This window comes from Rahnella variigena, assembly GCF_003610915.1.
Taxonomy (GTDB): domain Bacteria; phylum Pseudomonadota; class Gammaproteobacteria; order Enterobacterales; family Enterobacteriaceae; genus Rahnella; species Rahnella variigena.
This window is the reverse complement of record NZ_NSDJ01000001.1, coordinates 3,819,082-3,831,403: the sequence shown is the minus strand read 5'-3', so window position 1 is coordinate 3,831,403 and position 12,322 is coordinate 3,819,082. Positions and strand designations below refer to the sequence as shown.

Below are 12,322 nucleotides of genomic sequence, written 5' to 3'. Positions count from 1 at the left end.
TTTTTGCCTGAAGAATCGCACACAGAGCTTGTTATGAAATTATTGAAGTCCGTTTTAATTTTGCTGGCTTGCCAGCTTACCCAGGCAAATGCCATCGGGATCAACGCCGATCCGAACATGACCGGCGCCGCGCCGCTGCCGACTTTTCTGACCGGGCAGACGCAGCAGACCGGTTCTGATACCGGTTTTGATGATTCGCCACCGCCTCCGGTGCCTGCGGTCATGAGCCGTATGTTCGGAGCACAGTTATTTACCGGCAGCGCGGCGGCTGATAACGCGGCGAGCATCGGTTTCAACCCGAATTACATTGTCGGCCTGGGCGATCAGGTTCAAATCCGTTTGTGGGGCGCGTTCAATTTTGACGGCGCGCTGACCGTTGATCCGAAAGGTAATATCTTCCTGCCGAACGTCGGGCCGCTGAAAGTCGCCGGTGTGTCTAACAGCCAGCTGAACAGCGTGATCACCACCAAAGTGAAACAGGTTTATCAGGCCAACGTGAACGTTTACGCCTCACTGCTTCAGGCGCAGCCGGTGAAAGTGTTTGTCACCGGTTATGTCACCAATCCTGGCCTGTACGGTGGCGTGGCGTCTGACTCACTGCTTTCTTACCTGAGCAAAGCCGGTGGCGTGGATACCGAGCGCGGCAGCTATGTCGACATCGTGGTGAAACACAACGACCGCGTGCGTTCGCGCATCAATCTGTACGATTTCCTGCTCAACGGCGACCTGCGCCTGTCGCAGTTCTCTGATGGCGATACCATCGTGGTCGGACCGCGTCAGCACACGTTCAGCGTGGAAGGCGATGTCTTTAACAGCTACGACTTTGAATTCCGCGACAGCACTATTCCGGTCAGCGAAGCCCTGAGCTGGGCGCGTCCGAAGCCGGGCGCAACGCACATGACCATTATCCGCCAGCAGGGCAGCATGAAGCGCAGCGAGTATTATCCGCTGGGCTCCGCGCCGGGTCGCTCATTGCAGGATGGCGACAAACTGATTGTCAGCTCTGACCGTTACGCGGGCACCATTCAGGTGCGCATCGAAGGCGCGCATTCCGGTGAACACGCCGTCGTGCTGCCGTATGGCGCCACCATGAGCCAGCTGCTGCCGAAAATCCGCACCAACTCTATGTCGCAGATTAACTCCATCCAGCTTTATCGCCGTTCTGTCGCATTGCGTCAGAAAGAGATGCTGGATCTGACGTTGCAGAAACTGGAAGAAGCGTCTCTGTCCGCACAATCCTCGACGCAGGAAGAAGGGCGTCTGCGTGCGCAGGAAGCCCAGCTCGTCAGCCGTTTCGTGGCGAAAGCCCGTCAGGTGGTGCCGAAAGGTGAAGTGGTGCTGAGCGAAACAAACCTGAATCAGGTGATCCTCGAAGACGGCGACGTCATCAATATTCCTGAGAAAACCTCACTGGTCATGATCCACGGCGAAGTGCTGTTCCCGAATGCGGTGAGCTGGCAGAAAGGTCTGAGCCCGGATGATTACATCGACAAAGTCGGCGGTTACACGCAGAAAGCGGGTAACTCGAAAGTCATCCTGATCAAACAGAACGGCGAAGCGATTAACGCGGAAGACGTGAAAACGCTGCAACCTGGCGATGAGCTGATGGTGCTGCCGAAATACGAATCGAAGAACATCGAAGTCACGCGCGGTATTTCAACGATCCTGTATCAGCTGGCCGTTGCCGCGAAAGTGGTTCTGACAATTTAATGATTGGGATCTTTTCTGCGGGAATTCAGCGCATCCCGCATCTGGATGAGTTTCTCGGTCAGCCGTGCCGCAAGCTTTCTCTGCTGCGGCCGGTGCCGGAAGACATCACGCAGATTGCCGTGTGGGGATACCGGCCAACCGGTGATAAAGCCGTCGCACTGGCCGCAAAATCAGGCCTGCCGGTATTGCGCCTCGAGGACGGATTTATCCGTTCTCTGGAGCTGGGCGTTAGTGGCGCTGCGCCGCTTTCCATGGTGCTGGATACAGAGGGCATGTATTACGACGCCTCGCAACCCAGCACGCTTGAGCGGCTGATCCACCAGCGGGAAGAGAACCTGCCGCTGCATGATGCCGCACGTCAGGCCATGCAGATGATTGTTGACGGTGACCTGTCGAAATATAACCAGGCACCGGCGTGTACGCTGACCCGTCCGGAACAGGGCGCGGTGCTGGTGGTGGATCAGACCTTCGGCGATATGGCGGTGGTTTACGGCAATGCCGGCGCTGAACAGTTTGATGACATGCTGCGGTCGGCGATAGCTGACAATCCGCAGTCTGAGATATGGGTGAAGATCCACCCGGACGTTTTGCACGGTAAGAAAGCGGGCTATTTCACGCAGATTGCCAGACTGGCGCAACAGGAACCGCGGATCAAACTGCTGGCGGAAAACGTCAGTCCGCAATCTTTGCTGCGTCTGGTCGATCGCGTGTATGTGGTGACGTCCAATTATGGCTTTGAGGCGCTGATGGCAGGTAAACCGGTCAGCGTGTTCGGACAGCCGTGGTATGCGGGCTGGGGATTAACGGACGACCGTCATGCTCAGTCTGAACCGCTTCGTGCGCGGCGCGGTACAGCCAGTCTGGAAGATATCTTCAGCGCGGCCTGTTTGCGTTACAGCCGGTACATCAATCCGGTCAGCGGTAAGAGTGGCACGTTATTTGATGTACTTAGCTGGCTTTCGATGCAACGACGTCATCACCAGCAGCGGGCAGGACGCTTATGGTCGCCGGGGCTGACGTTGTGGAAGCGCAGCATTCTGGCGCCGTTTCTGCGAACCAGAAGCAACAAAGTGAATTTCAGTAAACGCTATGCCGGTGAAACCGCCTGCGTGGTGTGGGGGATCAAAGGCGAATCACGCTGGGGTGCGCAGACCGCGCAACAGCAGATCCCGCAATGGCGTATGGAAGACGGTTTTCTGCGCTCTGCCGGTCTAGGTTCTGACCTGCATCCGCCGCTGTCGCTGGTGCTGGATAAATCGGGCATTTATTACGATGCCACGCGACCGAGCGACCTTGAGCACTTGCTGAACCACAGTCAGCTGACGGCATTTCAGCAACAACGTGCCGCCGCGCTGCGTCAGCGTCTGGTCGCCAGTAAAGTCAGTAAATATAACCTCGGCGCTGCGTTCACCTTGCCAGCCGATGCGGCGGGTAAAACGGTGATTCTGGTGCCGGGACAGGTGGAAGACGACGCGTCGATCCTGACGGGAACGATGTCGATTTGCACCAACAGTGATTTGCTGCGCACGGTGCGGGAGCGTAATCCCGATGCCTACATCATTTATAAGCCGCACCCGGATGTTCTGGTGGGCAACCGGCAGGGCAATATTCCTGCGGAAGATGTCAGCCACTGGGCAAACAGTCAGGCGCTGGATGCTGACATTATTCAGTGTATCCAGGCTGCTGATGAGCTGCATACCCTGACCTCGTTGTCAGGTTTTGAAGCCTTATTACATGGCAAAAAAGTGGCGTGTTACGGCATGCCGTTTTATGCCGGATGGGGACTGACGCAGGATGAGCATGAATGTTCACGCCGGCTGCGCAGCCTCAGTGTAGACGACGTGGTTTACCAGGCGCTGATCGCGTACCCGTCGTATATCGACCCGCAAAGTCGGGAGCCCATTTTGGCGGAGCAGGCGGTTGAACTTCTCGCTGCGACCCCAAGGGCACAAATGCAATTCACAAGAATTAAAGCGGGCAGGATAGTCCGTTATTACAGAAAACTGCTCATGCTGATCCGGGTGACTTTAAGCACCTGAGAACAGCTTCTTACTAATGCCTGAGGCGTTGACGGAATCGGACAGAAATGGACAGTAAGGCGCTTACAACATTACTTTCTGGAAAAAAATACTTGCTGTTGCAGGGCCCGATGGGACCTTTCTTCAGCGATTTAGCGCAGTGGCTTGAGTCTCTGGGGCGGGAAGCGGTGAACGTCGTTTTCAACGGCGGAGACAGGCTGTATTCGCGTAAGCGTGAATACCGCTTGTACCAGCAGACGCCTGATGAGTTCCCGACCTGGTTGAAAGCCACCTGGCAGGAATACGACTTCGATACCATCGTGTGTTTCGGGGATTGTCGTCCGCTGCATCAGGCCGCAAAACGCTGGGCGCAGGCAAAAGGCGTGCGCTTCCTTGCGTTTGAAGAAGGCTATCTGCGCCCGCATTACATCACGCTGGAACAGAACGGCGTAAATGCCTATTCCAGCCTGCCGCGCGATGCGGAGTTTTACCGCAGCCTGCCACCGATGACCATGCCGGAAATCGAGCACCTGAAACCTTCAGGCTGGCAGCGCGTCCGTCATGCGACCCTGTATTATCTGGCCGGCTGGCGCTATCGGCACGACTTCCCGAAATATCGGCATCATAAATCCTTCTCGCCGTGGTATGAGGCGCGTTGCTGGACCCGTGCTGCGTGGCGTAAAAAACTGTATGCCTTCCGCCAGCGCAATGTGTTGCAGCAACTGCAGACGGATCTGGATCAGCGCTATTATCTGGCGATTTTGCAGGTATATAACGACAGCCAGATCCGCAATCACAGCCCGTATAAAGACGTGCGTGATTACATCAATGAAGTGATGCACTCGTTCGCGAAGAAAGCGCCGTCAACGGAGTTTCTGGTGATTAAGCATCACCCGATGGACAGAGGACACCGTTTATACGGACCGCTTATCCGCCAGCTGGGTAAAAAATACGGCATCAATAACCGGGTGATCTACGTCCACGACCTGCCGATGCCTGAACTGCTGACCCATTCTAAAGCCGTGGTGACGATTAACAGCACTGCCGGGATCTCTGCGCTTATTCATAATAAGCCGCTGAAGGTGATGGGCAGGGCGCTGTATGACATCAAAGGCATTACCTATCAGGGACATCTGAACCAGTTCTGGACCTCAGGATTTAAGCCGGACATGAAGCTTTTCAAACAGTTCCGTCTATACTTGCTGAAGAATACGCAGATTAATGCGGTGTATTATGGTGGTAATAAAGCGGACATCGCGACCGCCGCAGATACCCAGTATCAGCCGGTATTTATCAGCCAGAAACTGATTATGAACTACATCAAACAACAGCTTTCATAACGACTACCTTTGAGGAATATGCTCAGATGCAAAAACGTTTATCGATTAACCTCTGCGCATATTTCTCCTTACCTGTTCTGCTCCCCCTGTTTCTCTCAGGCTGCGCCAATGCCGTGCCCTCTATGCATTCTCATGAGTGCGAATTGCCTGAGGTGCGCGGCAATACCACGCTTTCCCCTCACTGCGTTTATAAAGAAGCGGTCATCATCACCAGCAGCAACACCACGTTAGATTGCCACGGAGCGGTGCTGGAGGGGGACAATGAACGCCCTTTTGGCATAATGATCAACAGCAAGGGTAAGCCTTTATCGGATGTCACTGTCCGTAACTGCAAAGTGCGACACTTCACCCGCAGCGGCATACGTATCACTTCTGATATCGCAGCCAGCAAACTCAGCCCAAACCATGAAGAGAACTACCGCCGGACACCGACGCGGATAACCCTTGAGAACGTCGAAGTGACCGGCAGCGGACGCGTAGGAATTTACTTTGACGATTACGTCACTCATTCCACACTGAGCCACTCGATTGTCCGCGATTCATATATGTCGGGTATCTACCTGGAACATTCATCGCGTAATAATAAAATTGTGGATAACCAGATCATCAACAACGGCCATGAGAGTTTCGGCAAGGGAAAGCGTGAAGGGTTAGCGGTGGATTCGTCGGCGTACAATCTTATCGAAGGCAACCGGTTCGAATCGAACGGGGCAGGGGGCGTGTTTCTGTACAAGAATTGCGGCGAGCATTTCAGCACAGGCAAATCCGTGATCCGCTGGCAGCACAGCGACTACAACGTCATTCGCAACAATACCTTCGTGAATGAACCCGTTGGCATCTGGCTAGCATCCCGGCAGAACCGGGACTTATCAGGATTTGATTGCGGGGATAAACCGAGGGACAGTTCCGGTAAATACTTTAACGATTATGCGGATAATAATGTGGTAGAGGGGAACAGGTTTGATGGGGTTAGGCCGAAAATAAATGACAATGGGAATTATAATCGTATATTGTAGGCCAGAAGATTGTTACTCCTGGCCCGAGGATAGTAGAGTTTTACTCTTGTTTAAAATTCTGGAATATTATATTCAATGCTATTTTCAATGTTTTCTAACAAAAATTGAATTTCATGAAGAGTCTCTAGTCTCAGGAAAAAACCGTGCTCAATGCTGTTTATATGCTTTTTGATAATTATTTTTTCACCGAAATCGATTTCGCAAAATAGTTTGTAATTTGCTATATCCATTCTATGTTGGCCATATATTATAAATATGTTACCACCACGATAATTACCACTAATAAAAGTTTTTAATGATATTTTATTTTCTATTTTAGATAGTGTTTCTCTGAGGTTTGGCCAAGATATTTCAAAGCTTACATCAAGATCAATTTGTGGGTTTGATGTTATTATATTGAAGCCTAATTGCGATCCAAAATATAATGCGGCATAACCTGCCATTGATGTTCCAAAAATGGTTATTCTTTTTTTATCATATTTTTCAGATATATTAATTAAAAGTTCTTTGTAAGTTTCACCATTATCATCATCAAGATAGTATGAGTTATTAGGATCTGTTATAAATAATAAATCACTCTTTGGGCTTTTAGTTAAACTGGCATAACCAAAGTATTTTTCACCTTGATTGTGTGTGTTTAATATTACAAGTAGGCTATTGTTGCCATATTGTTCATATACGTATTTTTTGTTTTTAAAAATTAATTCATTCATGAGTTAAACATCACGCTACCAATTTTATTTAAAATTTTTGACTTTGAATCAAAAAAGAATGATTTTGGGTTTTTCGTCAGCTTTCTAAATTTCCTAAGAAGATTGCTCTTTTTATTTTTCTCAATAGTAATGCCTTCATCTTTTACAATTTTTTTTGATAGAGTTTCTGAGCTAATATCTTCTTTGGTAAGATTGTTAGAAACTATATCAATTGCTTTTTGAACTAGAGCACTTTCTAATGGAGAGGAAACTAATTTTTGTATTTCATTTTTAGCTTCAGAGATGATAGTTGGCTTCTCTTGTTTTACTAATTTAATGTATGGATATAATTTTAATTTGTTTTCAAGAGTGCCGATGCCTGACTTATGCACAGATGCAAGTTCAACTTCTAAGAATTTCATCAGGAAAATTTCTAAGTTTTTGTATTCATTTAGAGTTAATGCTCTAGAAAGTTTTTCATCCTGCAGGTCATTTATGAAATCATCTATGCATGAATAGTCATATGTAAACCCTTTTTTTCCATAGAATGCATTACCCAATTGCACAGGTTTACTACCTAAAAATGCTGCTTCAATTGCAGATTGCGAACACAATGTCACTATATGTTCGGACTGATTTATTAAATCAGATAAATTGAAATTTTCAGTTATTAATAGTCTGTTTTTCTTCTCGTAGGGAAGTTTTTCTCTGTAATTCAAAAGAGCATCATAAGTTGGAGCTAATTTTTGCCTGGTTTTGTTTCTTTCCCATGGATGAGCTTTGAAAACGACGTAATTAGACTCTTGATCTAAAAGTTTGTCTATTAGCTCTAAATAAAAATTTATTGATGATAAGTATTTCGTGGCTGTTCCTATGATAGAATAGTCATTGTACACTTGACCAATTATACTTATTATTTTCCTTCCATAATTTTCAATTTTTTGAAATTCACTAGGTTGAAGAACGTTTTTATTTTTTGATAGTAATACTTTATTTATTGCCTTGATTCTTTTTCGTTCAAATTCATCCTGATTGCTTGGTAATATAATGCTTTTATAAGCATTCATATGTTTTAAATTGGTGTTATTAGGTATTGGCTCATACTTTTCTTCAAAGTAAAATTCGTTTCCAGTAAAGAAATGTTCAAGTACAAGAGGTGTTGTGGTATGAGTTTTAAGTTTTTCAAGTAATGCTCTATTATAAATTTGTTCTCCTGAAAAAATACATGCATATGTGTGTATTTTTAATGTTTTTAATTTGTCATCCCAAAATTTTAGCCAAAATATAGCTGCGCTAATATTCAATAATAAAGCTTCATGGTTTACTTGAGACATGTTTTCGAAAATTTCATAGTCAGTGAAATTTTGCGAAATTTTATTTCTGAACTTTGGTAAAGATAAAAAGTAAGATAATGCTTCACTTCTGTATACTTTGAAAAGCATTGTTCCATTTTCTTTTAATTTGAATAGTTCTTCATTGCTCAGTTGAGAAACTTCATTATATTCATTGATCAGTTGCTCTTTATGTTCGAAGTAATCGCCAAAGGCTGCGACTAAATGATGCATATTTGTCACAAACGTGTGCCTGATAGAATGTTTTTTTATTGTGTCAAATAAACTCTTGAAGTTTCTATCATGGAAATGAACTTGATCTGGGAATAGAATGCTTACGTTTTTCATAGAGATTTAACTTCCATTAATTCTTTATATTTTGATGTTATAGCTATGATTACTTCTTCCCAGCTCATTGCCTGGTCACTACAACTAAAAGCATTTAAGGCAAGTTTCTCAAATGCATATTCTTCGGTAAATGAGCTAATAAGATCTGCATCATGGTTATAGTTACCGGTCAAAAATGCGCCATTGCCGCCATTAGTGACATAATCTAAAACCATACCAATCGGCGTAGATACAATCGGTGTCCCTGATATGATAGCTTCTGGCACATTTGCAGGGCCACCTTCGTACAGGCTCGTAATAAGCAAAATATCTATGTTTTTATAAAGGTCGTTAAAGCATAAATAAGGTAATCTCTCAAAGCACTCAACCTCAAAACCATATGACATGGCTTTACGCGATGAAATACTACGACCCTCTCCTACAAACAAGAATTTAAATTTATTACTATCTAGTCTTTTATATAACTCAAGAATATGCGCTTCACCTTTAACTTTTCGGTCGTAGCGTTTTGAAACTATACCTAAGGTAATTTTTTCTTTCTTTACTTTAGGTTTTTCTGGTCGTGAAAATATATTCTTATTATAGCCATGAGGAATGACGACTGTATGCAGTATACCTTTTTGATTAAGTATGTTTTGTTGGTCTTTATTTAAACAAAAAACGATTTTTGCTTCTTTATAACGCTCATGAAACTTTTCATAAGATAGCCATTTATCAGAATCATTTATATCGTGATGCACGGTTACAACTGAATTTTCTTTAAGCTCACTTTCTAGATGCGGTCTGTGATAGTGATATATATCGGCATCTTCAATTGGCCTTACAGACTCAATAATTGTAATGTCTTCACCGCAGAACTCTTTATAATAATTCAGTATATCTGAAAAGATTTTGCTTGGAGTGTCTGCTGACATCACATGATTAACTAATAAACTCATTTTATAGTACTCGATTATAAGTTGAAATGTTAAGGTGGATTGTTATTACTTATTTTCTAGATTTTCTCATCAATCTTATAAGTATCAATCGCCTCATCAACTGACTCAAAGTATTTGACAAGATTATCCCTGCCGATAAACAAAGCCACATCGCAAAACTCTTTCAGTGATCCCAGACTGTGGGACACCATCAAAAAGCTGGCTTCTTCATGCCGTGCTTTAAACAAGTCAGCGCATTTCTGTTTGAATCTGGCATCGCCGACGGCTGTTACCTCATCGACAAGATAGTAATCAAATTTGAATGCCATACTCAGGCCAAAACCCAGACGGGATTTCATGCCGGAGGAATAGGTTTTAATCGGCATATCAAAGTATTTACCCAGTTCGGCAAACTCTTCGACGAAGGCGACTTTTTCGCGTAACTGGTCTGGTGTGGAATAAAGGCGTGCAACGAATTTCACATTTTCCCGTCCGGTAAGACTGCCCTGAAATCCACCAGCCAGGCCGACCGGCCAGGATATGGTTTTATCGGTGTGAATCTTGCCGGAATCGGGACGGTCAATGCCGCCGATAACGCGTAACAGGGTTGATTTACCTGCGCCATTTCGCCCAATTAACGCCACGCTTTTACCAGAAGGCAGTTCAACGTTGAGATCTTTAAAAACGTAATGGCGGCCTTTCGGTGTGCGGTAGGATTTTGTCAGGTTTTCGATTTTTATCATGATGTCAGCATCGCCTCTTCACGGTTTCGGTAGAGGGCTAATCCGATGAATAATACAACCAGAGTACAGGCGGCCAGATAATTCAGGCTGACGCCTTCGCTGATATAACCCGGAACAACGGATTCACGGCAAAGTTCTACCACGTGAACGATAGGGTTCCATAGCAAATACGGCCAGTATTCTTTCGGGATGTTGTGCAGCGAAAACATAATGCAGGAAATAAAATAGAGCGGTTTAATCAAAATAGGTAAGAACTTTTCGGTTTCAGGGAATGACTTCCCGACAACCATGAATATCAGCCCGACTCCACAAGAGAATAAAACTAACAGTACCCAGACCAGAATCAGAGTAATAAGCTTAGTGACTTCAAATTGTTCACCCAGCAAACCTACTATGGCCATTAGCAATATGTAAACCACGGCGTATATCAAGGTTTCTAAGATTGCTCTGGCGAGGATAGTATCAATTGGGCGTACAGGTCGATAGTTAAACAACCCTTGATTGGCTTCAATAGCGCCTATAGATCGGTTGGTAATATTGCTGAAAACAAAGAAAGGAATAATGCCATTAATCAAAAATACCGGAAATGATATATCAGGCATCGTGCGGTGCATAACATAGCCAAAGATCCCCAATAGAATCAGCATATGCGCCATGGGTTCTAAGGCTGCCCACAGATAACCCAGTCTGAACTTACCAAAACGAGTCTTAATTTCCCTCAAAAACAGCGCTTTTACCGCCGCTTTCTGAACTTCTAAGCCACTACGTGCCATCGGATTATTCCAGTGTTTAACATTTCCACGCTACCGCCCCTGGCTTACAGCAGCCAATGCGCTCAGGAACGGGTCGGATTGTGGGGAGTCGGTTGTGCATAACACATCAAAGATGTGTCAGGAGCGGGGGAGTCACTTATCCATAAGTTGCGTATAGAGGACTGATGCCGGGGGAACATCCCTGGTAAATATCTCTATTTTTTATAAGGTTAGAGTGAGATACCCTTTTCACAAAAATGCAAAGGTTGCGAAAAAATATTTCAGCAAGTTTCAGGGGTGACCACACCTATGTAAAATTGCTTTGAACTATTAATTTGTATTAAATCATTCATACGGCCTATTGGTTTAAGAATTCTCTGAGGGGGTAAATAAAGTCTTGGTTTTTCAGTGGGATATTGAAACCGGTTCCATTGACTTAAGTTGCAGATTTAGTTGAAATTGTAACTATTCATCAGGGGTATTATTAAATTCTGATGCAAAGTTACTGGCTGAGGCGGGTTTTAAGTCAAATTTTCACAAGAGGGGAGCGGGGCTTGATAGCGGACATAAAAAAGCCAGCGACTTTCGTCACTGGCCTTTCGCATTAATCACTCAGAGTTCCGCAGCCTGATTCTGCGGTATCGGGCAACATTTACCCGATAAGGATTACCTGATTCTGATTACTCAATATTTGATTCGATGAACCACAGGAATTTATCCAGGTCGCGCGATGCGGCGGTGAAAATATCTGCGGTGTCTTCATCTTCAACTTCACCAATCGCTTTACGGGTATCGTTAGCGACTACAGCAAAACGATCTGCCAGCGCTTTCAGATGTTCCTGCACGGTATGGATGTTGGTCGGGTAGCTTTTCAGCGGAGTTTTATCGTTAACAACCTGAACGGTACCCAGCGCCACGCCACCTAACTGCACCACACGTTCTGCGATGGTGTCCTGGTGATCGATAACAGCAGTACGGAATCCATCAAGCATTTCGTGGACGGCGATGAAGTTAGCGCCACGCATGTTCCAGTGTGCTTGTTTGATAATCAGTGACAGATCAATATATTCGGCCACCAGACGGTTCAGCACCTTGATAGTATCCAGCTTGACGCTTTCATCTAAATCGTTGCGTGTATAAATAAGCTCAGAAGATTTCGTTTTGACCAGTTTAGCGGTACTCATATTCATATCTCCTTGTTTCATTAAAATTAATTGCTACAAACGTGTTTCTCAACTGCATTCAGTATAGCAATAAATCGAAATTTTGCAGGACAGCATTTCCTATCGCTTCGATAGCATCTGTCTAATAGACAATTCCGTATTTGAGGAACCACCTTATCACACTGATTTATAAGGTGGATAGGAATCCTCCTGAACAGATAAAATATTATCGCGAAAATCATTAAATGCCAGTGATAATAATTTTCATTACAGCGGTCAGATATTATTAAAT

Annotated in this window: 10 protein-coding genes; 4 read left to right on the top strand and 6 right to left on the bottom strand. The window is 45.4% G+C overall.

The window, feature by feature from the left end:
* Positions 1-33: 33 nt before the first annotated feature.
* From CKQ54_RS17640 to CKQ54_RS17625, 4 genes are read left to right on the top strand one after another with little or no spacing between them, the layout of a single operon-like run.
* Positions 34-1,710, top strand: a complete 1,677-nt coding sequence (locus CKQ54_RS17640; protein WP_112289426.1) for a polysaccharide biosynthesis/export family protein — start codon at positions 34-36, stop codon at positions 1,708-1,710.
* Positions 1,710-3,749 carry a capsular polysaccharide biosynthesis protein gene (locus tag CKQ54_RS17635; RefSeq protein WP_120162011.1) on the top strand — a complete coding sequence of 680 codons (2,040 nt, stop codon included), beginning with the start codon at positions 1,710-1,712 and terminating at the stop codon, positions 3,747-3,749. The genes CKQ54_RS17640 and CKQ54_RS17635 overlap by 1 nt, the downstream gene beginning before the upstream one ends.
* Before the next feature lie 47 nt (positions 3,750-3,796).
* The gene (locus CKQ54_RS17630) at positions 3,797-5,068 is read left to right on the top strand and encodes a capsule biosynthesis protein (RefSeq protein ID WP_120162010.1); all 1,272 of its coding nucleotides are present in this window, start codon (positions 3,797-3,799) and stop codon (positions 5,066-5,068) included.
* A gap of 26 nt (positions 5,069-5,094) precedes the next feature.
* Positions 5,095-6,084: a right-handed parallel beta-helix repeat-containing protein gene (locus tag CKQ54_RS17625; RefSeq protein WP_120162009.1), complete on the top strand. Its 990-nt coding sequence runs from the start codon at positions 5,095-5,097 to the stop codon at positions 6,082-6,084.
* Positions 6,085-6,134: 50 nt separating this feature from the next.
* Here CKQ54_RS17625 and CKQ54_RS17620 read toward each other — a convergent pair whose 3' ends face one another.
* The 6 genes from CKQ54_RS17620 to dps all read right to left on the bottom strand — a co-directional run bounded on the left by CKQ54_RS17620 (position 6,135) and on the right by dps (position 12,051).
* On the bottom strand, positions 6,135-6,797 hold the full coding sequence (locus CKQ54_RS17620) for a hypothetical protein (RefSeq protein ID WP_120349685.1): 663 nt from the start codon (positions 6,795-6,797) through the stop codon (positions 6,135-6,137).
* Complete coding sequence (locus CKQ54_RS17615; protein WP_244220270.1) at positions 6,794-8,341, bottom strand: capsular polysaccharide export protein, LipB/KpsS family; 1,548 nt, start codon at positions 8,339-8,341, stop codon at positions 6,794-6,796. Before CKQ54_RS17615 ends, CKQ54_RS17620 begins: the two co-directional genes overlap by 4 nt.
* 110 nt (positions 8,342-8,451) lie before the next feature.
* On the bottom strand, positions 8,452-9,393 hold the full coding sequence (locus CKQ54_RS17610) for a glycosyltransferase (protein WP_120164103.1): 942 nt from the start codon (positions 9,391-9,393) through the stop codon (positions 8,452-8,454).
* Between the two features lie 56 nt (positions 9,394-9,449).
* Positions 9,450-10,115, bottom strand: a complete 666-nt coding sequence (locus tag CKQ54_RS17605; protein ID WP_120164104.1) for an ABC transporter ATP-binding protein — start codon at positions 10,113-10,115, stop codon at positions 9,450-9,452.
* Entirely contained in the window at positions 10,112-10,888 is a 777-nt protein-coding gene (locus tag CKQ54_RS17600; RefSeq protein WP_113877497.1) for an ABC transporter permease, read from the bottom strand. The genes CKQ54_RS17605 and CKQ54_RS17600 overlap by 4 nt, the downstream gene beginning before the upstream one ends.
* Positions 10,889-11,547: 659 nt before the next feature.
* Complete coding sequence (gene dps / locus CKQ54_RS17595) at positions 11,548-12,051, bottom strand: DNA starvation/stationary phase protection protein Dps (RefSeq protein ID WP_112289418.1); 504 nt, start codon at positions 12,049-12,051, stop codon at positions 11,548-11,550.
* Positions 12,052-12,322: the final 271 nt, after the last annotated feature.